Origin of the sequence: Micromonospora sp. NPDC000207 (assembly GCF_040300925.1) — a bacterium.
Classification (GTDB): Bacteria; Actinomycetota; Actinomycetes; order Mycobacteriales; family Micromonosporaceae; genus Micromonospora.
The window spans coordinates 19787-44068 of record NZ_JBEPEQ010000002.1; the positions used below are offsets into that span (position 1 = coordinate 19787).

Here is a 24282-nt window from a genome sequence, read left to right on the forward strand (position 1 = left end):
CGCTCCTACGTGGGGAGGAGGTGGTCCAGGTGGTAGTGGTCCCACCAGCCTGGTCGATGTTTGCGGACGATGCCGGCGGTACGGGTCAACAACAGATAGTTGCCGTCCTGGATCAAGGCCGCGTCCTCGTCCCGGCCGACCAGGACCCGGGCCACGGTAGCCACCATGTTCGGGATGCCCTTGTCGACCAGGTCATCGGCACGCATGTTGAAAGTGACGTTGACGTAGCTGTCCGGTTCCCACTCCCACGGGGCGTCGTTGTCACCTTCGGCCCAGTAGTAGCCGTTGGTGCCGGGGTAGACGCTGATGGCGTAGCCACGCTGGTCGTAGAGGCGGGCGCTGAACAACTGCGGGTCGTCTCTTGGCGCGGGCTGCTCTGCCGGGCTGGCGGCGGTGAGTCGGGCGACCTGATCGAGGGGAATGTCTCCGGCCAGCGTCAGTCTGAACTCCACACTCATGGTGTGCCTCTTCTCAGTCTCGCCGGACGAACTGCACGATCTTACCGTCGGAGGTCACCGCGACCAGTTCCTTCAACCGGTCGATGGGCCACTGGTCGAACTGGCGGCGCAGGGCTGCCAAGTCTCCCTGCCAGTCCTTGAGGTTGATCACAACGCGCTGGGTCTGCTGCCGACACTTCTGTTCCACCTGGCTCCAGATGTTGCGCACCGGGATGCGAGCGCTGGGCGAGTAGCAGTCGAAGACGTGGCCCTCGATGAGGTAGTCCGGATCCTTCTCCGCGCTCCCCAGGTCACCGGTGCGGACTCGGGCGTCGCCGATCTCTGCCTGGGTGGGATTCTGGTGCACCCGATATCCCCTGCCGGCCACGGTTTCGGCGCACTCGTTCTCCAACTCCAGCGCTCGCCTGGTGCTTGCGTCCAACTTGGGTCGGATTCTGGTCCGCGGACCGGTCGGCTGATCGCCGGGAACGCCAGTGGGCGGCCTGCTCCAGGGCGGGAGCGGGTCGGAGCTAGCGGCGGGGGAAGCCGTCGGCGTGGGTGGCAAGTCGCCACCGCGGGAAGGGCTGGTCGGGACGGAGCCGCCTGCCCCGGACAATTGCCCGCCGGACCCGAGCTGTCGCGCCTCGTTGACAGCCGTCTCGATGGCCTGCTGCATGGTGCCTGTCCGGTGAACCAGCAGGACGAGGACCTGTTTGATGGCATCGAATGCTTGCAGGAGCGGGCCTGGGTGACCGCCCTGCAGGATCACGCTGACCAGGCGTTGTGCCCCGGTGACCTGGCCGATCGTCGCGACCGTGGCCTCGCGGATCGTGCTGATGCGCTGCTGGATCAGGGCCAGTCCGTCGATGGTCTCCTGCGGCGTGGACGCGCGAGGCACGGCTACGGTGGCCGCTGTCGTCTCGCCGACCTGTGCGGCGAGGTCGGACAACCCACCCTGGATGGTGGAGGTCGCAGTGTGCACCTGGGCCAGGTGGGCGGCGATGGCGGTAAAGCCGGCTGCGGCGGCTCGTAGGGCGATCTCTCGGGCCTGGTGGTCGGCGGCAGCCGCGAGGCTTCGCGCCCGATCGACTCCGGTCGCCAGGACCCGAAGCTCGCCCATGAACTCTTCGACACCCGCCACGAATCGACCACCGTTCGTGAAAGCGGCTCATCCGACGAGAACCTACCTCCCCCACCGGCTGACACGAAGCAGGGGAACCAATCTTCGGCCACCAGGTGCGGAGCGCTGGGAAAGTGGCGATGACGTAGACGACTCAGCTCGACAGCGCGCAAAAACCGGAAGGTCGGACGGGGGCACTGCCCGTGGGTCGGTCAGCACCCCCGTCGGGTACGCGGTTGAGCAGTTCAGCCGTGCTGCTTGACGCTGTGGACGAAGCGGGCCCAGACGGTCGGCTCGAAGGTGAGCAAGGGTCCGGTGGGGTCCTTGCTGTCGCGGAGGCCGACGACCCCGGGCAGGTTGTCGGCTACCTCGACGCACTCGCCACCGTTGTTGCTGCGGGAGGACTTGCGCCAGACGGCACCGGTCAGGTCAGGCACGGGAGTACTCCTCTGCAATCTGGTGAATCATCTTCTTGGTCTGGCCTTCGGAAAGTGCCCGGCGGGTCATGTCTGCCCAGATGGAGTTGTAGGCGGCGGTCTCGTGTGGCTTGTTGAGGTAGATCGCTCCGGTTGCGGATTCCAGGTAGGTCACGGTTGGCTCCAGCTCTTTGCCCCTGCTGTCCTTGGGGAAATCCAGGATCGAGAAGGCTCCGGCCATCGCTCCAGCGTGCAGGCCGGAAGAAAAATCCAGCACTCGAACGGTCACGTTGGGTAGTTCTGCTGCCTTCGAGAGCTGGTGTAGCTGTTCCGCCATGATCGCGGCGCTGCCGATCGGGCGTCGCAACACAGCTTCGTTGAGTATCACGCTCAGTTGCGGTGCAAGGAAGCGGGTGAGCAAGGCCTGTCGCTCGATTCTGAGCTGGACGGCTCGCTGCTGCTCGTCTCGGTCATCCTTGACCGCGCCGCCCGGCATCTCAAAGAGCGTCTCCGTGTAGGCGCGGGTCTGTAGGAGGCCTGGGATCAGCTCGGCTTGGTACTGACGGAGGCTGGAGGCAGAGGCTTCGAGGCCGATGTAGAGCTGGAGCCAGCGTGGCAAGCCCGAGTCGATGTAGTCGTGCCACCAGTTCTTGTTTTCGCGCGTCGCTGCTGTCATGCCGAGGACCAGCTCGGCATCCTCGTCAGAGGCTCCGTAGAGGGCCAGCATCTCCTTGACGTCTGCCGCGCGGAACCGGACGTTCTCCGCGCCGTTCTCGATCCGGTAGATCGTGGCTCGCGCCCGGTCCAGCTGCTCGGCGGCTTGCTCCATCGTCAGGCCTGCGGCTTTGCGGAGAGCTTCGAGCTTGCGTCCGATCTGGCGTCGTAGGACGGTCGAACCCATAACGTTCTGTGACACCCGAGCCTCCGATGGTCTGCTCCTGGTGGATCCGTGCCCGTTCATTTAACGGTAGTCGTGTTTAAGAATCAATAGACGAGTCACTCTCTGTGCTGATTCCAGCATTCACATTCCCTTGCTCGCCCTCTGTTAGACGTTGCATCTGATGTTCGTCAGTGCTTGACTGCGTTGGCGGCCACTGTGGATTTCCGCAGGTCAGAGCCGTGTGAGGCCCTGCTGTCGTACTGCTGGTCGTGGCTGCGGTGGTAGGTGCGCGGGGTGGGACCGTCGGTGCGCGGCGGGCCGACGGCCCCACCCCATCTCGATCAGCTCGGCACCGACGGTGAGAGGTAGGTCTGGCCATGCGGTTCTTTCGTCAGCTTCGGCGTCGGCGTCGCCGACAACCGCTCAGGTGGACGACGTGTTACCGGTCGGCGGCGTCCCGGCCGTTGCCGCCGGGGCAGGTGCGGCAGCGGCGGTTCGGATGGACCGCGTTCGGGCGGCGGGGGCTCGACCCGGCCGAGGTGTACGCGTTCCTCGACCGGGTGGCCGGGGAGCTGTCTGCCGCGTACGAGGCCCTGGCCAGCAGCCGGGAGGAGGCCGATCGGGTCAAGGGTGCCCTGCGGCGGTGGCAGTCCGAGCAGTTCCAGGCCCGCAACGAGAGGCGGTGGCAGGAATGACCGAGCGGTGGGTGATCCACCTTCCGGTGACCGCCCCGGACCTGTCGGCCGCGCAGCGGCTTGCTCGGGTGGTGGCCCGGTGGACCCGGATCCTCCCGCAGACCGACCCGGGGGAGTTGACAGTGTCGGCCGAGGACGCGCAGGGCGTACGACATCGGGTTTTCTGTGACCTGTTGCTCGGTGGCGGGCGACGGTGCCGGCTCCGGGCCGACCACGACGGGGACTGCGCCGGTGCGGAGGTGCCACGGTGACCGGAACACCCACGACGACCTGCCCGGACTGCTCCGGGTTGAGCTACACGATCGCCCGGTGCGGGTGTGTCAGCGGCGGGGACCAGCTCGTCGTGGACGGGGCGGCCTACGCGGACGAGCCGTACCGGGACTGCCGGTTGTGCCGAGGCGACGGGAGCGTCGTCCAGCCGTGCATCTGGTGTGGCCGGACCGGGGTGCGCCGGGCGGAGCTGGTGGTGTCCGTGGTGAACGCGGACACCGGGGCCGTTGCCTCGACCCGGATCCGACCCGGCGGGATCATCGCCCGGTGCGACCCCGACGGGGTCTGGACGATGCCGATGCGCCCGGTCGTGGAGCGGCTCGCCGCTCGGGTCGGTGCCTTGGACGTCCGTCCGGTCTCGGTGGTCGGCGCGGATCCGGACGGCACCCTGGTGTGGCTGTCCCGTGACTGGGCACCAAACCTCCCGGTCGAGCAGCGGCACCGGATCGAGGCGGAGGCGCTGATCCGGGGGGACCACTCGCCGTGGCGGGTCCTGGTCGGTCGCAGTACGCCCCCGGTCGATGGGCCGGACCCCGGGCGGCACCTGGGGTGGCTCTGCGGGGTGGCGAACCTCCTCCATCTCGACCTGGTGGTCGAGGCCCGGATGGAGCACGGCCAGGTTGCCTGGGACGTCCGGTTCGAGATGCCCGGCGGGGTGGTGCCGACCGACCCCCGGCACGCCGAGCGGGACCTGGCCGCCGCCGTCCGGGCCACCACCGTCGCCACCGCGACCGCCCGGCTCGCCGAGGCCGGGGTGACCGCCCCGGCGTACACGGTCCGGTCCTCGGTGGGGGTGCTCCCCGCCCCGCAGGTCGTCGACGTGGCCGAAGTTGAGCGGTGGGTCCGGGTGGACCTCGGTGGCGGGGCGGGTGCGCAGGCGATCTGGCGCAACGGCCGGTGGTGGCACACCCCCCTGCGGGAGGGGAACCCGGTCGAGGAGCTGTACGAGTGGGACACCGGGCAAGTCGTCCGGTTCGTCACGCCCCGGCTGGTGCGGGTAACCGAGCCGCCGGAGCCGGCCTGGTGGGGTGCCCCGATCCGGCACCGGGAGTGCCCCGACTGTCGCCCCGACAGTCGGCTGCGACGGTGCGACTGTCGGCGCGGCGACACCGACCCGGACCCGGACTGCCCGGACTGCTGCGGCGCGGGGATGGCCCCAGGCTGGGGGAACTGCCTCACCTGCGGGGGCACCCGCCGGATCCACTCGGCGATGACGGTGACCGTCACCGACCTGACCCGGGCCACCCACCGGCTCTGGCAGCCCGCCGCCGGGGAGCCGATGAACCGGGTCGGAACCAACCCCGACGGGACCCCGATCTTCCAGGTGGGCGAGGACCGTCGGGTCGCCGGGCTCGCCGCCGATTTCGGGGTGGGGTCGGAGTACCTGACCAGGGTCGACGACGGGCACCCCGTCGGCCAGGACCTCCTCGACGGGACGGTCACCGGCGTCGGGCCGGGGGAGGACCCCGGGATCCGCCACGTCGAGCAGACCGCTCGGCGGCTGCCCGGGGCCCGGCTGATCGTGCTGGCCCACCCACCGGCGGCTCCGCCGGTGGCTGACCTGATCCGGGTCGGGACCGGGCTCGACCTGGCCGTCACGGTCGTCGCCCGCGACCACCGGCTCGACGCCGCCGACCCGACCCGGCTACACGGGGTCCGGTGGCGGGTCGACGTGACGTCCCCGGCGGCCCCGCCCGACCTGCGGCAACCCTGGTGGCCCAGCCTGGAGGCGGCCGTCGCGGACCGGTTCGCCCACCTGGGTACGGCGCTGCGGGAGTCGGTGCCGGTCCTGCCCACCCGCCCGGTGCCCGCTCCCGTGAACAGTGCACCGATGCAGGTTCAGGATCCGACACCGGCGCTGCGTCGGCTGGCGGCCCGGCACGCCGGGCAGGTCGTCGCCGTCCGGGCCGACCGGACGGGGTGCCGGTTCTGGCTGGCCGAGGCGAGCGGACCCCGGGCGTTGACCGAACCGGTGCCGCTGGCGACCGCCCTGAGCGTCCTTCGGCTCGCCTGAGGCACGCTCGGCGCGCCTCGGCTCTCGTGGGTAGGCACTAGGATGCGGCGAGTCAGCCGGTCGATGCCGGTGGCCTGGGAGACGGTCGAGGTGAGGAGCGGTATGACCCTGCTGCGGGACGTGATCGACATTCCGACTTCTGTCGGGGACGGCGATTTCGTGGTCAAGGCCGCTGAGGGTGCCGACCTGCACCGGTATGTCGTCACGGACCAGCTCCGGGAGAGCTTCGCCGCCGCGCTGACCAAGATCGGGCATGCGGTGACCAGCGGAAAGTCCCAGGCGGTGTTTCTCCACGGGTCGTTCGGCTCCGGGAAGTCGCACTTCATGGCGGTGCTCCGGGAGATCCTCCGGCACAACCCGCAGGCCCGACAGATCCGGGGCCTGGCCGAGCCGGTGATCGCCGCCGATCCGTGGCTGCGGGATCGCAGACTGCTCACCCTCACCTTCCACATGCTCGACGCCCGGTCGGTGGAGCAGGCGGTCCTGGAGGGCTACCTCAACCAGATCACCGCGCTGCACCCCGATCAGCCCCGGCCCGCCGTCCACCGCTCCGACGCGCTCCTCGACGATGCCGCCCGGCTGCGGGACCGGATGGGGGACGAGGCGTTCTTCGCCGCCCTGCACGATGGGGGCGGCCCGTCCGCGACCGGTGGTGGACTCGCCGCCGCGCGGGCCCGCGCCGCCGGGTGGACTCCCCAGCGGTACGCAGACGCCGCGGCGGCCCCGCCCGGGACCGCCGAGCGGGACCTGCTGGTCGCCTCGCTGACCAGTGCCTTCTTCACCGGGGCCGTCCGTAGCGGGGAGTACCTCGACCTGGACACCGGCCTGGCGGTGATCACCCGGCACGCCAAGTCCCTCGGGTACGACGCCCTGGTGCTCTTCCTCGACGAGCTGATCCTCTGGCTCTCCACCCGGATCAGTGACCACACCTTCGTCAACACCGAGGGGGCCAAACTCAACAAGCTCGTCGAGTCGGCCGACGCCACCCGTCCCGTGCCGCTGATCTCCTTCGTCGCCCGGCAGCGCAACCTGGAGGACTTCCTCGGCCCTCAGGTCGGCGGGACCGAGCGGGAGGCCCTGGCGCACGTGATGCGCAGCGTGCAGGGGCGGCTCGGCGAGATCGCCCTCGCCGACACCAACCTTCCCGAGATCGCCGAGGGGCGGCTGCTCAAGCCGCTGACCGAGGCGGGGAAGGCGACCATCGACAACGCCTTCGCCGCCGTGAAGGGCAACCGGGAGGTGTGGGACACCCTCCTCCTCGGCGCGCAGTACGGAGACGCCGGGATCGGCTCCGACGCTGCCGCCTTCCGCAAGCTCTACCCGTTCTCCCCGGCCCTGGTCGCCACCCTGGTCGCGCTCTCCCAGGCGTTGCAGCGGGAACGGACCGCCCTGAAGGTGATGACCGAGCTGCTCGTCCAGCGCCGAGACAGCCTGCGGGTCAACGACCTGATCGGGGTGGCCGCCCTCTTCGAACCGCTGGTGCTCCGCGGTGAGCTGCCGGACCGGCCGAAGCTCAAGCAACTGTTCCAGTCCGCCCGGACCCTCTACCTCCAGAAGCTGCGCCCGATCCTGCTCACTCTCAACGGGATCACCGAGGAGCAGGCGGCCGGGCACCGACAGTTCGAGCTCGACGACAAGCTGATCAAGACGGTCCTGCTCGGTGCCCTGGTCCCCGAGGTGCCGGCGCTGCACAACCTCACCGCCGGCAAGCTGCACGCGCTGAACTTCGGCTCGATCACCGCCCCGATCCCCGGGTACGAGCGCACCATCGTGCTCAACCGACTCGACCGCGTCGCCGACGCCGCCGGTGAGCTGCACGTGACCAAGACCGCCGACCCGGTGATCAGTCTGACCCTGCACACCGTCGACTACGACAAGCTGCTCGACCTGGTGCCGGAGGCGGAGTCCACCACCACCGGAGTGCGGCAGCAGCTCATCCGGGAGTTGGTCACCGCCGAGATGGGTATCGTCGGCAGCGAAGGGCAGCTCGGCGAGCTGCTGTACTCCCGTCCATGGCGGGGCCGGACGCACACCGTCCAGGTGAAGTTCGGCAACGTCCGGGACGCCGAGACCATGCCGGCGGATGCGCTGCTGGCAACCGGCGAGGCGTGGCGGGTCGTCATCGACTACCCGTTCGACCCGCAGGGGTTCGAGCGAAGCGCCGACCGGGCTCGGATCGAGAGCCTGGAGCGTGGCTCCCGGACCGTCTTCTGGTTGCCCTTCTATCTCACCGACGACCTGATGACGAAGGTCGGCCAGCTCATCAAGATCAATTATCTGCTCGGCAACGGCACCGGCGACCGGCTCAACTCGCTCGCCGCCGACTGGCCGCTGACCGACCGGCAACAGGGTCGGGTCTACCTCCAACAGCGGCAGTCCCACCTCCGGGGCACGTTGACCAGTGCGCTCATGCAGGCCTACGGGTCAGCCACCTCACGCGGGACCGACGTCCAGGACGACAGTATCGGGGTCTTCCACACCCTCGCCGAAGGGCTCCACCCCGGCGACCCGCGCGGCGGCACCCTCGCCGAGGCCTTCACCAACCTCACCGGGGAACTGCTCACCTGGTCCTACCCCGGCCGTCCGGCGATGCCCGACGACGAGAAACCAGTCACCCGCAGCGAGTTGACCAAGATCTTCGAGTACGCCCGCAGAGCGGTCGCCGACCCGACCCGGGGGGTCAGTGTCGTCACCCAGGCCGACCAGCGCATCCTTCGGAGGGTCTGCAACAACCTGCGCCTCGGGGAACTGGTCGACGGACGGTACGTCCTGACGACCTCCACCTGTCGGTGGAGTCAGCACTTCCTCCAGGCTGCCGCCAACGAGGGCTACACCGAGCACTTCCCGGTCCGTCTGCTGCGCCGACTCATCGACGAGCCCGCCGCCTTCGGCTTTGACCGTGACCTGCAGAACCTCATCATCCTCCTCTTCGGGCTCGACCAGCAGCTCGCCTGGTACCAGCACGGTGGCAAGATCGACGTGGGCGGTCCGGCTGCCGTCCGCGACGATCTGGAACTGCGCCACCCGCCGATGCCCGACGAACAGTCCTGGGCCGACGCGGTTCGGCGTGGATCGGCGATCTTCGGGGAGGTGCTGCCCTCCTGGCGTACCCCGGCCAACCTCCCGGACCTCGCCGGGAAGCTGCGCGACGCCGCCGCCGACCGGAAGTCCCCGGTGGTCGCCCTGGTAGACGCCCTGACCCGGCACGCCGAGGTTCTCGGTCTGGCCCTCGACGCACGCACCGGCCGGCTCGCCAGTGCCCGCCGGGCCGCCCGGCTCGTCACCCACGTCGCAGCAGAACCCGACGACGTGGTGTTGGTCGAGACAGTGGCCCGAGCCGACCTCGGCGACCTCGACGACAGAGCCGTCAGCGTGATCCTCGGCCGGGCCGGGGCGATCAGTGCGGAGCTGGCCGGTCCCCACCAGTGGCCGCTGCTGGAGGGGATCGTAGCCCGGGCCGACCACGACGACCGGGCCCGAACGATCATCGAACGGCTACGCGAGGTCGCCCGGACCGAGCAACACGGCCAGGACCTGATCACTGCCCTGCGTCTGGCCTTCGAGGAGTCGGCCGCGTTGCTCGCCGCCGCCGAACGGCCCACGGAACCCGCCCCGGCCGATCCGCCCGTCGACGACACCGCGAGCACGGGCGGCCCAGGCGGAGCGACCGTCCCGACAAGACGTCTCCCGACCGACGATGTGGCGATCAGGGAACCCGCCGCGGACACTGCCCCTTCGGGCGGTTCCGGTGCCGCTTCGGGTCGGTCCGGTGCCGGTCCCGCCACCGTCGTCGCCCATCGTCGAACGGTCTCCGACGCCGCGCAGTGGCAGGAGGTCGCCGCCGAGATCAGCGCCGAGATCGAGGCGGGCCGGCCGGTCGTGGTCAGCTGGGAGGCCCAGTGACCGGGGCGGTGGGAGTGGTCCAGCCCGAGGCGGTCCGGCGCAAGGTCGAGGCATGGCTGGCAGAAAACGAACCGGGGAAGGCCATCGCGCTGAAGGCCCGCCCCGAGTGGCCGACCGACCTGACTCTCACCATCGCCGGCCACCGGGTCCTGGTCGTCGCCTGTCCCACTCCGTTGGCCGCCCGTGCAGCACTGCACGATCGACCGGCGGACGCTCGGTTGGTCCTGCTCACGGAGCTGTCCGACCACGAGCTGGGTGACGGAATCCTCGCCCACCTCAGCCGACAGAAGGTCCGCCGGATCGACCAGTGGGACCTCGTCCGGCAACTGTTCGGTGGGGTGACTGATCTCGACCCCACCCTGGTGGGGTTCGGCGCCTGGGTCGCCCCTGCGCTCAGCGACCACGTACCGGCCGACGGATGGCCGACTCCGCCCGGCAAGGTTCTCACCCGGGACCATGCCCTACGCAGCCTCACCGCGGAACTGCTCGACGTGGCGCCCGGTGAACTCGACGACAGCGGCCTCATCCAGTGGAGTGCCAAACCCGGGCGGCAACGACTCTTCGGCGACCTGCCGCAGGAGACCGCCGACGGGATCACCAGATACCTCACCGGAACAGCCGGCCCCGTCGCCGTCGCCGTCATGGCGGCTGTCCGAGCCGGCCACGGGGTCGACGCGATCCCACTGGGTCTACTCGCCGGGCTGCTCTGGCCGGCCGGTAGCGACCACTCCGTCGAGGTGGTGGCCGCCATCGGTCGTACCCGGCTGGAGCGGTGGTTCGGAGGGCAACGCCTCACCCGGCAGCAGGCCGAGGCGCTGCACCGGGCCTCCGAGGCGTGGGTGTACCGGACGATCGACCTGGACAGTGACGGCAGGGACGAGGCCATGCGGATGCTGCGCCGGGCAGAGACGATCGCTGACGAGATCGAAGTCGCCGGACTCCTGGCCGCCTCCACCGTCCTGCCCAGCGGTTTCCTTCAACGGCTGCGGGCCTTCGCCGACAAGGTACGGCTCGCCGTCCCCACCCGGGGTCCAGTGTCGGCGGCAGCGGTCGTCCGAGCCCAACAGGCGCTCGACAACGTGGAAGCCCATCGTGCCGCCGAACCGCGCCGACTGGAGACCGCCCGAATGGCCGTACGCCTCCTGCGGTGGCTGCACGTGGCCGACGGGCCACCTCCGGCCACCCTCCTCGACGCGCTGCACCGGCAGGTCCGGCAGGACGGCTGGGTCGACCGGGCTCGGCTCGACATCTTCGCCGGTGACCCCGACGAGCAGGTCGGTACGGCGTACCGGCAGCTACACCAGGCTGTGCAGGCTCGCCGGTCCCGACACGACCACCAGTTCGCCACCCTCCTGGCCGCCACGACCGAGGCGGACTCGGAACCGGGGGCGCTGCTGAGGGTCGAGGACGTGCTCGACCGGGTGCTCCAGCCGATCGTGGACCAGGGCCGACGGGTGTTGTTGCTCGTGCTCGACGGGATGGGGGTGGCTGCCGCCACCGAGCTGGCCGAGTCGGTGACCCACAGCGGTGCATGGGTCGAGTTCACCCCCGACGGCGGTCCCCGGACCGGCGTCCTGGCTGCTCTGCCCACGGTGACCGAGGTGAGCCGGTGCAGCCTGCTCAGTGGCCGGCTCGCCGTCGGGGACCGAAACGCGGAGAAGAGGGCCTTCACCCAGCGCTTCCCCACCGGGCGGCTGCTCCACAAGAAGTCCCTGCGCTCCGGAGCCGGCACGGCCATCGAACCGGACGTGGTCCGTGCCCTCGACGACCCGACCGTGCCTGTCGTCGCCGCTGTGGTGAACACGATCGACGACGCTCTCGACCGCAGCGACCCGGGCACCATCGTGTGGGGGCGGGACACCGTCACCGCCGTCGGTGACCTGCTCGCCGCTACCGACCGGGTGGTCGTCCTCGTCTCCGACCACGGCCACGTCGTCGACCGAGGTCCGGAATCGGTCGTGCTGCCCAGCACCGCTCACGACAACCGGTGGCGCCCCAAGGGCAACCCACCAGCTGAATCCGAGGTCGCGGTACGCGGGACACGGGTGTTGTCAGGTGGCGGGTCGGTCGTCCTTCCCTGGCGGGAGGAGGTGCGGTACGGCCCACGCAAGGCGGGCTACCACGGCGGTGCCGCACCGGGCGAAGCAGTGATCCCGCTGGTCGTCCTCGCTCCCGGGGACGAGTCTCCGGCACCAGGCTGGGCTGCTGCGCCGGTAGCCAGTCCCGACTGGTGGCGGGAGCCACTGGCCGAGGTGCCACCTCCCCTCGGTTCCGGCCCACAGCAGCGTCGGCAGACCAAACGCCAGGCGGCGTCGCAGACCGAGGAACTCTTCGATCTCGCCACGGTGACCAGCGCACCGGTACCGCGACCTCGCTCGGACGCTCCGGACCTGGTGTCGGACCTCCTGGCCAGCGACCGGTACGCCCAACGCCGTGCCGCTCGGGGATCCCTGTCCGACGACCGGGTCGCCGCGCTGCTCAACACCCTCATCGCTGGGGGAGACCGGGCGAGGACCGACACGCTCGCCGCCCGGGCCGGCATTCCGGCGCACCGCATCACTGGTGCCGTCACGGCGCTGCGACGACTGCTCCAGGTCGACGGTTATGCCGTTGTCACCATCGATCCAGACGGGCGTACCCTGCACCTCGACCGGAAGCTGCTGGTCGAGCAGTTCGAGCTGGAACCCCGATGAGCGTGGAGATCTCTGCTCGCCGTCGCCGGGACATCATCGACGCCCTGCGGCGTGGGGTCGTACCGAGCATCGGGCTCGACGCTCTCGCGGTCGGGCTGGACCGGTTCGAGACAGCCCTCGACGACGACCTCGACCGGGTCGCCGGTGGCGGCAGCGTCTTCAAGGCGATCCGAGGGGAGTACGGCGCCGGGAAGACCTTCTTCACCCGGTGGCTTGCCGAACGGGCCAAGCGACGGGGGTTCGCCACCGCCGAGGTGCAGATCTCCGAGCTGGAGACCCCTCTGCACCGAATGGAAACCGTCTACCGACGGCTGGTCGAGCATCTCAGCACCGAGCAGTTCGCGCCGAGCGCCTTCCGGCCCGTGCTGGACGGCTGGATGTTCGCCCTGGAAGAGGACGTCCTCGCTGGTGGAGCCGTCGCGGAGGATGACGCCCCGGCCCTCGAACGAGCCGTGGACGAGCTGCTGGAACGTCGGCTCGGCGACATCTCCCGGAGTACCCCCGGCTTCGCATCCGCGCTGCGTGGATACCGGTCGGCCACAGCTGCCGGTGACCACGGAACCGCCGAAGGAATCGCGGCCTGGCTCGGCGGTCAGCCGCACGTGGCTGCCCGGGCACGTCGTGCAGCCGGTGTGAAAGGGGACCTCGACCACTACGGGGCGCTCAGCTTTCTGCGTGGCCTGCTGACCGTCCTGCGCGACAGCGGGCATCCAGGACTGCTGGTGGTGCTCGACGAGGTGGAGACACTGCAACGGGTTCGCACCGACGTCCGCGACAAGGCCCTCAACTCGTTGCGTCAACTCGTCGACGAGATGCACCTGGACCGGTTCCCGGGACTACTCGTGTTGATCACCGGGACTCCGGCCTTCTACGACGGACCACAGGGAATCCAGCGCCTCGCCCCGCTCGCACAACGCCTCGCCACCGCCTTCGACCCGGAGCCTCGTTGGGACAACCCGCGAGCTGTCCAACTGCGGCTGCCCGGATTCACGACCGACGCCCTCGTCGAACTCGGCACCCGAGTACGAGAGATCTACGACAGTCCCGCCGTCGACTCCCGGGTAGACGACGCCTACCTGGCGGCTCTCGCCCGGGCTGTCACCGGGGCGCTCGGCGGCCAGGTCGGAGTCGCACCCCGGGTCTATCTCAAGAAGTTGGTCGCGGAGGTCTTCGACCGAGTCGACCAGTTCGCCGACTGGGATCCCCGTCGGCACCATCATCTGACGCTGCGAACCGACGAGTTGACCGATGTCGAACGAAACGCCGCGGCCTCGGCCGACGACGTCGAACTTCCGCTCTGACGTGCCCCCGGACCTCGACCCGGTCGTCCTGCACCACGTGGTGAACACCCTCGGGTGGTCCGACCTGCGGCCGATGCAACGAGCCGCCGTGACTCCGGTGCGGGCCGGTGCGGACACTCTCCTCCTCGCCCCCACGGCGGGCGGGAAGACCGAGGCCGTTCTGTTTCCCCTGCTGAGCCGCATGGCACAGCAGCGGTGGACCGGAACGTCGGTGCTCTACCTCGCTCCGCTGAAGGCGTTGCTCAACAACCTGCAACCACGGATCGAGCAGTACGCGAGCTGGCTGGGACGCCGGGCCGCGATCTGGCACGGTGACGTCAGCACCTCCCGTCGCCGGGCACTCCTACACGAGCGGCCGGACATCCTGCTCACCACCCCGGAATCGGTCGAGTCGATGTTGGTCAGCACCCGGGTCGACCACCGGTCGTTCTTCGCTGGGCTGCACGCCGTCGTCGTCGACGAGGTACACGCCTTCGCCGGTGACGACCGGGGATGGCACCTGCTTGCAGTCCTGGAGCGGCTGGCTCGGGTGGCCGATCGGTCACTGCAGCGGATCGGTCTCTCCGCCACCGTCGGAAACCCAGCCCAGCTCCTGGCCTGGTTGCAGGGTGCGGGAACCGGTCGCCCCGCCCAGGTAGTGGCTCCCGAGGTGGTCGACACACCAGAGAGGCCCCCTCCGGGCGACATCGAGCTGGACTATGTCGGCTCTCTCGTCAACGCCGCGACGGTCATCGCCGGATTGCACCGAGGCGAGAAGCGCCTCGTGTTCTGCGAGTCCCGGGAGACCGTCGAGAGACTCGGCCAGCTGCTGCGGGAGAAGGGTGTCACCACCTTCCTCTCCCACGCGTCGCTCTCCACAGACGAGCGCCGCCGGGCCGAGCAGGCGTTCACCGAGGCCCGGGACTGCGTCATCGTCTCGACCAGCACCCTTGAGCTGGGCATCGACGTCGGTGACCTGGATCGGGTCATCCAGATCGACGCTCCCGTCACTGTCGCATCCTTCCTGCAACGCCTCGGCCGGACCGGCCGCCGGCCGGGAACCAGGCGCAACTGTCTGTTCCTGACCCTCAGCGGCGATGCCCTGGCCGAGGCGGCAGCATTGTTGCTGCTCTGGTCGCGGGGGTGGGTCGAGCCGGTCAACGCGCCACCAGAACCCAGACACATCGTCGCCCAACAGGTACTCGCCCTCTGCCTGCAGGAACATCGGGTCGGTGACCAGCTCTGGCCACTAGCCTGGAACGGGCTGGGACCCTTCGGAGAGAGCAGCGAGCCGATCGTCCGTCATTTGGTGGAGCACGGTTACCTGGACCGCGACGGCGGAATGCTGTTCGTGGGCCCGACGGCCGAACAGCGATTCGGTCGACGACACTTCATGGAACTGACCGCGGTCTTCACCGGCCCTCAAGAGTTCACCGTGCTCACCGGACGCGAAGAACTCGGCCGGATCGACCCAAGCCTGCTCACCGAGGAGGTCCGAGGAGACCGTCGGCTCCTGTTGGGCGGACGCAGCTGGCGGGTCACCTACATCGACTGGCGGCGTCGGCGGTGCTTCGTCGAACCTGCCGAATCGGGCGGCCGGGCCCGGTGGCGGGGTGGTGGCTGGGCGTACCTGAGCTTCGAGCTCAACCGGGCGATACGGGAGGTGCTCCTCGACGTCGATCCGCCGGTTCGGATGACCCGGCGCGCGGTGAATCGACTCGCCGAGGTACGGGCCGAGCAGGCGCACGTGGTGCACTCTGATGGAACGGTGATCGAGCGGGACGGCAAAGGCGACCTGAGGTGGTGGACCTGGGCCGGTTTCCGCGCCAACGCCACCCTGACGGCGACCATCAGTGAGGTCGTGGACCCTGTGGAGAGATTCGACGATTGCAGCATCCGTCTCCGGGAGAACCTCACCGCCTCGGCGTGGCGTTCGCTGACCGCCGACGCCGCCCAGCGGCTGTGTCTGCCCGACATAGACGAGAAGGCGCTCACCGCTCTGAAGTTCAACGCGGCGTTGCCGACCCGCCTGGCGAAAGCGACCATGGCCATACGGTTGGCGGATCTGGACCGGGCAGCGGTCGTACTCGGTGAGCCGGTCCGATTCGTCGTCACCCGATAGGTGGGTTCGGTCAGACCGACGGCGGTGGGGTGGGGAGTTCGTCGACCACGACCACCGGGCTGCCCGGGGGGACCTCGGCGAGCAGGAGGCGCTGGCCGCTGGCGGTGAGCCGGATGCAGCCGTTCGTCGTCTGTCGTCCCAGCTCACCGTCGTGGTGCCAGGTGTGGATGCCGATGTGGGCACCGCGCAGCCCGGCCGGGACGGCGTCGGGGTCGTCGGGGACGGAACCGAGGGCGAGGACGTCGACCCCGGCGTACACGTTCTCGCTGGGGGTGCTCCGGCCGAGGACGAAGCTCCGTCCCAGCGGGGTCTCCTGGCCGGGGCGACCGAGGCTGACCGGCCAGGTGCGTCGGGGTTCGCCGTCGCGGAACCAGGTCAGCCGGTGGGGGCGGCGCTCGATCACGATCTGGTTCCGCAGTGGGGTGACCGTCCAGCCCCCGGGGGGCACCCAGGCGAGCCGACGGTTGGCCGAGGGGAGCAGGACGGCCGCCCAGCCGGTTCGGCGCTGGGCGATCGGGACGGTCAGGTCGACGCCGTTGACGGTGGGGTCGAGGAAGGCGAGCGGCAGTCCGCCGGGAGCGTCGTAGGCGGCGATCCGGCGGGCGGGACGCAGCCCCTCGGTGAGCGGGGTGACGTCCATGGTGTCCGGGTCGGGGGGAAACCCAGTGGGTGCCGGGCCGTAGTCGACCACCGGCAGGCGGGCGGGGGCGGGTGCGGCGCTCGGCACCGGGCCGGTTCCGGGTCCGTCGCCGTCGGGGGCGATCTGCAGTCCACCCTGCGGCCCGACCGGACCGGGAGCGGCGACCCGGGTGGCCGGGGCCCTGGTCAGCATCAGGGCGGTGACCAGCAGCGTCACCACCATCAGCGGTACGCCGACGAGCAGCCCCGCCCGTCGCCATCGGAAAGCCCCCAGATGCCTCATAGGTCACTTAAACCACAAACAGCGCCGGCTCGGAGGGCGTACACGAGTTTTTGCGGGATCCGGTTCGATGGATGGGTCAAGATTTTTTCGGCTCCGGTGATCCGCTGATGGCGAGGGGCCGTACTGGAGGGGGGAGCGAGCAGGGTCGGCCGACGGTGTGCCGCTGATAGACGATCGGGGAGCGATGGCCCGGGTGAAGACGAACGACAAGGCCACGACCGTTCGCACGATGACCAGCAGCAGAGGAGGCAGAAGCCTTTCGCCGACCACCGTCATGGTGCTGATCGGGTCGGTGGTCGCCCTGCTCTGGGCGGGCGCGATGCTCACCAGCCTCGGTCAGATGGTCTACGCGTACTCCTTCTTCTTCACCGAGTTCTTCTCCGGGGTGATCGCCCTGGTGGCGCTCAGCCTCACCGTGATGATGGGGTTGCTGGCCACCGACCGCCTGGTGCTGAAGATCCCGCACCGGGTGCTCCTACAGTCCGCCCACCGGGCGACCGGCATCATCGGCGTGGGCGGCCTGATCTTCCACGTCATTACCAAGATCGCGATCGGGCGGGCCGGGGTCACCGACATCTTCGTGCCGTTCGTCGGCGGATGGGGCCTCTACGTCGGCCTCGGCACGGTGGCCTCGTTCCTGATGGTGAGCGTCCTGTGGACCGGCCTCATCCGGGTCAGGTTCGCCGGGGCCGGACCCCGGTGGCTCTGGCGTGCCCTGCACTCGGGGGCGTACGTGGCCTGGCCGTTCGCCCTGCTCCACGGCCTCAACGCCGGCCGGGTGGCCGCCACCTGGGTCACCCTGAGCTACCTGGCGTGCGTCCTGTTCGTGGTGGTGGCGCTCATCGTCCGGCTCTCGGTGACCCTCGGCCAGCGCAGTCGGGAGCAGAGTCAGGCCGCCGCCCTCAACAAGGCCATCACCGGCAAGGCCGGCGACGAGGGCCTCGGCCGCGGCCTCCTGGCCAACCTGACCGGGCGCAGGGGCGACAGCGGCGAGAAGAAGGGTCGGGGGAAGGGCCGGGACCGCGCCGCCGGATGGTCCGACACCACCACGACCGGCAGCTGGTCCACCACCGGTGGTACGGCCCGGCGTCAGGACCCGGACCGGTTCGCCGTTCCGGTGGTGCCCGAGCCCGGCACCCTGCGCGAATCGGTTCGTCGCCGCGACGAAGAGTACGCCCCGGCGGCCCGGACCGAGGAGCGGGTCCGCCGCGACGACGACCGCCCCCGTCGGCGGGTCGACGACGACACCGAACTCTTCGACAGGGTGACCGACGAGCGGGGCAGCCGTCGTCGGCGTACCGAAGAGGACCTGGAACCGGCGTCCCGTCGCCGGGACGAGGGCGACTCGCCGCGTCGCCGCGTCGACGAGGACGACCTCGCCACGGTGGCCCGCCGGGACAGCGAGCGGCCGTCACGACGCCGCCGCGCCGCCGACGACGGCGAGGCCGTCTCCCGCCGGTCGTCGCGGCCCCGGGTCGAGGCCCGGCAGCGGTACTCGGCCCCGCCCGCGGCGGACCTGCCCGAGGAGCCGTGGGACAGCCCGAGCCGCTGGGAGAAGATCGACCCGGTCTCCGCCGACCCGATCTCGTCGGCCCCGCGCGACCCGATCTCGTCGGCCCCGCGCGACCCGATCTCGTCGGCCCCGCGCAGCGGCAGCGGGCGGCACAGCGTCGAGGACGAGGTGCCGGAGGAGGTCCCCGACTACTGGCGTCCGCCGGGCCGGTACGTTCCCGACGACGACCTGCCGACGGACGACACCCCGACCCTCGTCGACCTCGCCTCCCGTCGCAAGCAGCGGGCCTCCGGTGACAGCCGGTCCAAGGGCCGCCGCCGTGCCGACGCGGACGCCGTGGACGGCGCCTACTGGGCGGGGCTGCGAGGTGAAGCCAAGTGACGATGCGTACGACGGTGCCCCCGGTGGCCTGCGTCGGGGAACCCCGGCTCACCGCCGGATTCGCCGAGTTCGGCCGACTCGACCTGCGCGCCCACGAACAGGTGCACGGGCCGATCGGGCCCATGGAGCCGGCCAACCTGCTCCAACTTCTCGAAGCGATCCAACTCAAGGGCAAGGGCGGGGCGGGCTTCCCGTTCGCCAAGAAGTTCCGGGCTGTCCTCGACTCCTGCGAACGTCAGGACCTCGCCCCGGTGGTCGTGGTCAACGCCACCGAGGGGGAACCGGCAGCCTGGAAGGACAAGGTGCTGCTCACCCGGGCCCCGCACCTGATCCTCGACGGGGCGGCGCTGGCCGCGTACGCCCTCGACGCGGAGGAGATCGTCATCGGGGTGGCCGACGACGACATCGGCCGCGAGTCGCTGACCCTCGCCCTGGAGGAGCGCCCGATGCCGGTGCCCACCAGCATCGTCACGGTGCCGCACCGGTTCATCTCCGGTGAGGGAGGTGCGCTGATCAACGGGATCAACGGGTTGCCGCACATCCCGTCGGGCACCAAGAAACGCTCCAGCGACTCCGGCGTCAACAACCTGCCCACCCTGCTGTCCAACGCCGAGACGTACGCCCAGGTGGCCATCGCCGCCCGGCTCGGCCCGTACGAGTACGCGGCCCTCGGCACCGACGACGAGCCGGGCACCGTGCTGCTGACCATCACCGGGTCGGCGAAGCGACAGGCGGTGGTGGAGTGTGCCGCCGGGACCCGGCTCCGTGACGTGCTCGACCTCTGCGAGGTGCCCGAAGGGCCGGGCATCCTGCTCGGCGGCTACCACGGACGGTGGATCACCTGGGCGGCGGCCGAGGTCGCTGAGGTGTCCCGCAAGGGGCTGGCCGCCGTCGGGGGGACCCTCGGCGCGGGCATCATCGTCCCCCTCGGCAAGGACACCTGCCCGCTGGGCGAGGCCGCGCAGGTGGTCCGCTACCTGGCCGCCGAGTCGGCCGGTCAGTGCGGGCCGTGCAAGGCGGGCCTACCCGACCTGGCCCGCGCCGTCGACCTCGCCGTCTCCGGCAGCGCGCCGGTGGAGGTGGTCCGGGCCGCCGCCGGTGACGTGAAGGGACGGGGGGCGTGCAGCCACCCCGACGGCACCTCCCGGTTCGCCCTCTCCGCAATGGAGGTCTTCGTCGAGGACCTGCGGTTGCACACCACGGGGGAGGGCTGCGGCAAGCGGGTCAAGGGGATGATGGGGCTGCCCGGGGCACCCGACGGCAACCCGCAGAAGCTCGCCCTGGACTGGTCCCGGTGCGACGGTCACGGGCTCTGCGCGCACGTCCTGCCGGACTTCATCCGCCTCGACCACAACGGCTACCCGGCCTTCCCGTCCACTCCGGTGCCGACCTGGCTGAAGGAGGGGGCGACGAAGGCCGTCAAGGTCTGCCCGGCCCTGGCCCTACGCCTGGTCCCCGCCACCCGCTGACCCCCACCCACCCGCACCCCCCACCCCTCCCCCCCCTGCCCCTCCCCCCTGCCCCTTCCCCCCGCCCTCCGGTCGCGTCTACCCCGGTGATCAAGGGATTTGCGTCAGGAAGGGGCACCGATCTGACGCAAATCCCTTGATCACCGCTGAGAGCTGGGGGTGGGGCTGGGGTGGGGGCGGGAGCGGGGTGGGGTGGGTGGGGGTGGGGGGGTTAGCGGGGGGTTAGGCGGTTGGTGCCGAGGCGGTCGCGGAGCACCTCCGGGACCAGCACGGAGCCGTCGGCCTGCTGGTACTGCTCCAGGATCGCCGGGAACAGGCGGCTGGTGGCCAGCGCCGACCCGTTCAGGGTGTGCACGAACCGGGTCTGCTTGCCGCCCGGCTCGCGGTACCGGATGCCCGCCCGGCGGGCCTGGTAGTCACCGGCCCAGGAGACCGAGGAGACCTCCTTGTACTTGCCGGTGCTCGGCATCCACACCTCGATGTCGAGGGTCTTGCGCATCGAGGCGCTCGCGTCCCCGGCGGAGAGCAGGCTGCGCTGGTAGTGCAGGCCGAGCCCCTCGACCAGGCTCTCCGCGTGCGCCAGCATCCCCTCCAGCGCCCCGTCGGCCTGCTCCGGCAGGGTGAACTGGAAGATCTCCACCTTGTTGAACTGGTGCCCACGAACGGTGCCGCGCTCGTCCGAGTGGGTCCCGGCCGACTCCCGGCGGTAGCAGGGGGTGTACGCGAACGCCTTCAGCGGCAGCTTCGCCGTCTCCAGGATCTCGTTCTGGTACGCCCCGAGGATCGCCGTCTCGCTGGTGGGCAGCAGGAACTGGCCGCGCGGGGCGCTGTCGGCGGAGAGGTGGTAGACGTCGTCGTAGAACTTGGGGAACTGGCCGGCGGCGTACCCGGCTGAGTCGAGCAGCAGGTGCGGCGGGAGGAGGAACTCGTACCCGGCCGCGATGTGCTGGTCGACGAACCAGTTGAGCAGCGCCCACTCCAACCGGGCACCAAGTCCGGTGTACATCCAGAAACCGGACCCGCCGAGCTTCACCCCGCGCTCGTAGTCGACCAGGCCCAACGCCCGGCTCAGCTCCACGTGGTCGCGGACCTTGTCGATGACCGGCGGCGCCCCGAAGACCTTGACCACCCGGTTGGCCTCCTTGCCACCGGGGACCACGTCCTCGGCCGGCAGGTTGGGCAGCTCGCTCATCCGGTCGTTCAGTCGGGACTGCACCTCGTCGAGTTGCGCCTCCAGTTCGGCGACCTGCCGACGCCCCGCCTCCGGGGCGGTGACCTCCGGCTCGGTGCCGGCCCGCTTCGCCGCCGCGTACGCCCGGGCTTCCGCCTTGCGGCGCTGCCGCTCGGCGTCGATCTCAGTGATCAGGCTGCGCCGGTCCCGGTCGAGCTGCCCGATCTCGTCGAGTGCCCGGGTGACCTCGGCCGGATCCAGCCGCTTGGCCAGTGCGGTCGCGACCGCCTCGCGATCCTTACGGATCAACTCCATGTCAAGCATGCTGCTCCGTGTGCCTCCGTCCGGGACGGCCAGGTGATAACCCCCCGATGCTACCGTCCGCCCGGGTGGTAGGTCAGCCCACGGGGTTCGGGCGAGGGACCGCCACGGGGTACGCCCTCCGGGGGGCACCCGGTCACGGGCGGTGCCCGTGCTGCGGCCCGGTCGCGTGGTCCTGGTGGCGGGGTTGCGGCGGCAGCGGGGTGAGCCGAGGCTGCAGGGGCGGCAGGGTGGGCTGTGGCCGTACGCCCGGCCCGGGTCGCCCGTAGGCCAGTGATGCGGCGGCGGCGACCTCCGCCTGCGACGGTGGACGTGTGGCGGCGGGAACCTCCGCCTGCGGCGGGTGAGGACTGTCGTCGTGGGCCGAGATGAGCTGTCGGACCTGTTCCTGCGTGGGGGCTGTCCTCTTCAGTTCGAGGTATCGGGAGTGGACGGGGGAGCCCACCGGCGGAGCATGTGTCTCGTCCCAGCCGTAGTAAATGATCTTCATCAGTTCCAGATCACTCACGAGCTTTCCTCTTCGACAGTTCCTCAGCCTCGGCACGATGTCCATCGGGCCGATTCCCGGCACCTCGACGGGGCGGGCACCTCCGACGTCCTTCCCGTACATCGCCCAGGTGGCGTCCATGGCGAGCGAGATGGCTTCGGTCGTGATGAAGTTCCGCCGTCCCGTGCGATTGCGGGAGGCGAAGGTCCTGGCGGGTATGTGGCCGTTCTCGATCATCAGTGCCCGCAGCATGGGGGGCATGTCGGCCGGTCCACCGTACGACGATTCGGCCGGGTTGTTGTACCTGCGAAGGCTCCGATCGACCATCTGCTCGGCACTGGTCCGGGCATTCGAGACGGCGACCACACCACTCTGCCGGCGAATCCTGCCCGCCGCATGCAGCGATGTGTAGGTGGCCTCGAACTCCGCCCAGTCCTCGGCGGTCCTCTTTCTCTTCCGCATGACCTGCTCGCCTCCCTGCCCGCGTCAGAGGCGGATCGGCATGGGGATGGAGAAGACGTCCGGGTCCTCGACGCGGCGGACGGCCAGGGGGCCGATCGGGCCGTCGACAGTACGACGCAGCAGTAGGTGGTAGTCGGGGAAGTCGTACGCCAAGGGGTCGGTGCCGACGGCGAACCGGACCGCGTCGAGGGCGGCGGCCAGGTCGCGGGGGCGAAGGGCCAGCCGGGTGGTGGTCGCCGGGGGCGGGTCGACCCGGGCCGGGGCGAGGATCGCCGACCGGTCGTAGAAGCGCAGGGCGCTGACGCTCAGTCCGCTGAGACGGGCGAACTCGCCGATGCTGTGCAGGTCGCTTCCCACGCCGCTGATCCTGCCACCTCGACCAGGTCGAGGGTCCACCCCGTGCGGGGGTGTGGGACGGGGATTCGAGGCGGGGTGCCCCGCCTCACCGCAGGCGTCGACGAGGGGCCCTTCCCTAGGTCAGGAGACGGAAGGTGAGGCCCGCCCGGGTGAGGCGGCGCAGGAGGGCGTCGCCCATCGCGGTGACCGGGGTGACCTGACCGGCGGTGGTCGGGAGGTCGTCCAGGGCCAGGCAGAGGGCGGACTCGGCGAGCATCTTCGCCGTCTCGTCGTAGCCGGGGTCACCGCCGGACACCTCGGTCACCACCCGCCGCCCGCCACCGGCCCCGACGAACCGGACCGTGAACCAGGACCTCGCCCGCTGCTGCGGGGTGGGCCCCTGCCCGGAGGTGAGCCGACCGAACAGCCACCGTCGGGTGGGTGGCAGCTTCACCAGGGCCATCACCCCGCCGAGCCCGACCGCTCCGGCCAGCACCGTGGGCAGCCGTCGTACCGCCGCGAAGTGCCGGTACCGGAAGTCCGGGCCGTACTCGGGGCGGGCCGCCGCCGACCGGCGGACCACCTGCGGGTCGATGGTGGGCATCGGGACCACCCAGCCGCCGGCCTCGGTGGACCGCCCCACCTTCCCGGGTACGGCTCGGACCCGCCGGTCGGTGGGGGGTGGTTCGGCGGCCCGCCGGAGCCGGGCGACCCGGGCGGACGGCCCGGTCCGGGAGAACGCGGTCAGCGCCGAGTGGTAGGTGCCGGCGGAGAACCGGCCACCGGCGCGGACGTACCCGTCGACGGTGATCGGCACGTCGTCGGGAAGGTGGGTGACAGTGAACCAGACCCCCAGGTCGTGGGGGACCGAGTCGAATCCGCAGGCGTGCACGAGCCGGGCGCCGGTGCGGACGGCCTCGGCGTGGTGGCGCAGGTACATCAGGTCGACGAACTCCGGTTCCCCGGTGATGTCCAGGTAGTCGGTCCCGGCCCGGGCGCAGGCGGCCACCAGCGGCTCGCCGTGGTGGACGTAGGGACCGACGGTGGTGGCCAGGACCCGGGTGCCCTCCGCGACGGTACGCAGCGAGTCGGCGTCGGTGACGTCCGCGGTGAGCAGCGGCAGACCGGTCAGGTCGGGGTCGACGTCGGTCAGTCGGTCCCGGACCCGGGCCAGCTTCTCCGGGTTGCGACCGGCGAGGGCCCACCGCAGGCCCGCCGGGGCGTGCCGGGCGAGATACTCGGCGGTGAGTCCTCCGGTGAACCCTGTCGCACCGAACAGGACGAGATCGTACGGCCGGTCGTCGCGCATCCGCCGAGTCTGTCACCGACTCCGGGACACCGCTCGCCGGAACAGTAAGTGGCCCAGGTCACATCGGAGAGAGAACCCGGA

At 70.5% G+C, this 24282-nt stretch carries 18 protein-coding genes and 2 pseudogenes; 10 read left to right on the forward strand and 10 right to left on the reverse strand.

From position 1 onward, the window contains the following. Positions 1 to 5: 5 nt before the first annotated feature. From ABT336_RS01055 to ABT336_RS01075, 5 genes and pseudogenes are all read right to left on the reverse strand, one after another. A complete protein-coding gene (locus tag ABT336_RS01055; protein WP_350894419.1) occupies positions 6 to 458 on the reverse strand; it encodes a SitI3 family protein in 453 nt (150 codons plus the stop codon). Between the two features lie 13 nt (positions 459 to 471). Continuing rightward, positions 472 to 879 carry a CdiA C-terminal domain-containing protein gene (locus ABT336_RS01060; protein ID WP_350894519.1) on the reverse strand — a complete coding sequence of 136 codons (408 nt, stop codon included), beginning with the start codon at positions 877 to 879 and terminating at the stop codon, positions 472 to 474. A gap of 174 nt (positions 880 to 1053) precedes the next feature. Next, a pseudogene (locus tag ABT336_RS01065) lies at positions 1054 to 1578 on the reverse strand (DUF6244 family protein); the annotation flags it as partial. Between the two features lie 224 nt (positions 1579 to 1802). Continuing rightward, positions 1803 to 1994, reverse strand: a complete 192-nt coding sequence (locus tag ABT336_RS01070) for a DUF397 domain-containing protein (RefSeq protein ID WP_350894420.1) — start codon at positions 1992 to 1994, stop codon at positions 1803 to 1805. After that, positions 1987 to 2889: a helix-turn-helix domain-containing protein gene (locus ABT336_RS01075; protein ID WP_350894422.1), complete on the reverse strand. Its 903-nt coding sequence runs from the start codon at positions 2887 to 2889 to the stop codon at positions 1987 to 1989. The genes ABT336_RS01070 and ABT336_RS01075 overlap by 8 nt, the downstream gene beginning before the upstream one ends. A gap of 341 nt (positions 2890 to 3230) precedes the next feature. On the opposite strand from ABT336_RS01075, the gene ABT336_RS01080 reads away from it, so the two are divergent. From ABT336_RS01080 to ABT336_RS01110, 7 genes are all read left to right on the forward strand, one after another. Continuing rightward, entirely contained in the window at positions 3231 to 3548 is a 318-nt protein-coding gene (locus ABT336_RS01080) for a DivIVA domain-containing protein (protein WP_350894423.1), read from the forward strand. Beyond that, positions 3545 to 3799: a hypothetical protein gene (locus ABT336_RS01085; protein WP_350894424.1), complete on the forward strand. Its 255-nt coding sequence runs from the start codon at positions 3545 to 3547 to the stop codon at positions 3797 to 3799. Before ABT336_RS01080 ends, ABT336_RS01085 begins: the two co-directional genes overlap by 4 nt. After that, positions 3796 to 5832, forward strand: a complete 2037-nt coding sequence (locus ABT336_RS01090; protein ID WP_350894425.1) for a hypothetical protein — start codon at positions 3796 to 3798, stop codon at positions 5830 to 5832. The genes ABT336_RS01085 and ABT336_RS01090 overlap by 4 nt, the downstream gene beginning before the upstream one ends. 102 nt (positions 5833 to 5934) lie before the next feature. Beyond that, positions 5935 to 9735 (forward strand): DUF6079 family protein, encoded by a 3801-nt coding sequence (locus tag ABT336_RS01095; RefSeq protein ID WP_350894426.1) that lies wholly within the window; start codon positions 5935 to 5937, stop codon positions 9733 to 9735. Further along, on the forward strand, positions 9732 to 12428 hold the full coding sequence (gene pglZ / locus ABT336_RS01100) for a BREX-2 system phosphatase PglZ (RefSeq protein WP_350894427.1): 2697 nt from the start codon (positions 9732 to 9734) through the stop codon (positions 12426 to 12428). The genes ABT336_RS01095 and pglZ overlap by 4 nt, the downstream gene beginning before the upstream one ends. Then, positions 12425 to 13729, forward strand: coding sequence for a BREX system ATP-binding protein BrxD (gene brxD, locus ABT336_RS01105; protein WP_350894428.1), 1305 nt, complete (start codon positions 12425 to 12427; stop codon positions 13727 to 13729). Before pglZ ends, brxD begins: the two co-directional genes overlap by 4 nt. 1 nt (position 13730) lies before the next feature. Next, positions 13731 to 15830, forward strand: a complete 2100-nt coding sequence (locus ABT336_RS01110; RefSeq protein ID WP_350894429.1) for a DEAD/DEAH box helicase — start codon at positions 13731 to 13733, stop codon at positions 15828 to 15830. Positions 15831 to 15840: 10 nt separating this feature from the next. Here the strand turns inward: ABT336_RS01110 and ABT336_RS01115 are convergent, their stop codons facing one another. Beyond that, on the reverse strand, positions 15841 to 16752 hold the full coding sequence (locus tag ABT336_RS01115; RefSeq protein WP_350894430.1) for a L,D-transpeptidase: 912 nt from the start codon (positions 16750 to 16752) through the stop codon (positions 15841 to 15843). A 229-nt stretch (positions 16753 to 16981) separates the two neighbouring features. Between ABT336_RS01115 and ABT336_RS01120 the strand changes: the two genes are divergently transcribed. Both ABT336_RS01120 and ABT336_RS01125 read left to right on the forward strand, forming a co-directional pair. Beyond that, positions 16982 to 18646, forward strand: a complete 1665-nt coding sequence (locus tag ABT336_RS01120) for a hypothetical protein (RefSeq protein ID WP_350894431.1) — start codon at positions 16982 to 16984, stop codon at positions 18644 to 18646. Positions 18647 to 18648: 2 nt separating this feature from the next. Further along, the gene (locus tag ABT336_RS01125; RefSeq protein WP_350894520.1) at positions 18649 to 20115 is read left to right on the forward strand and encodes an NADH-ubiquinone oxidoreductase-F iron-sulfur binding region domain-containing protein; all 1467 of its coding nucleotides are present in this window, start codon (positions 18649 to 18651) and stop codon (positions 20113 to 20115) included. Between the two features lie 211 nt (positions 20116 to 20326). On the opposite strand, the gene serS is transcribed toward ABT336_RS01125, so the two are convergent. Both serS and ABT336_RS01135 read right to left on the reverse strand, forming a co-directional pair. After that, positions 20327 to 21610, reverse strand: coding sequence for a serine--tRNA ligase (serS, locus tag ABT336_RS01130; protein ID WP_350894432.1), 1284 nt, complete (start codon positions 21608 to 21610; stop codon positions 20327 to 20329). A gap of 133 nt (positions 21611 to 21743) precedes the next feature. Further along, positions 21744 to 22115 (reverse strand): hypothetical protein, encoded by a 372-nt coding sequence (locus tag ABT336_RS01135; RefSeq protein WP_350894433.1) that lies wholly within the window; start codon positions 22113 to 22115, stop codon positions 21744 to 21746. A 118-nt stretch (positions 22116 to 22233) separates the two neighbouring features. Here ABT336_RS01135 and ABT336_RS01140 point away from each other — a divergent pair, with 118 nt between their 5' ends. Beyond that, positions 22234 to 22506, forward strand: coding sequence for a hypothetical protein (locus tag ABT336_RS01140; protein WP_350894434.1), 273 nt, complete (start codon positions 22234 to 22236; stop codon positions 22504 to 22506). A gap of 293 nt (positions 22507 to 22799) precedes the next feature. Here the strand turns inward: ABT336_RS01140 and ABT336_RS01145 are convergent. Both ABT336_RS01145 and ABT336_RS01150 read right to left on the reverse strand, forming a co-directional pair. Next, positions 22800 to 22901: pseudogene (locus ABT336_RS01145) on the reverse strand (MerR family DNA-binding transcriptional regulator); the annotation flags it as partial. Between the two features lie 127 nt (positions 22902 to 23028). Then, positions 23029 to 24201, reverse strand: a complete 1173-nt coding sequence (locus ABT336_RS01150; RefSeq protein ID WP_350894435.1) for a saccharopine dehydrogenase family protein — start codon at positions 24199 to 24201, stop codon at positions 23029 to 23031. Positions 24202 to 24282 lie beyond the last annotated feature (81 nt).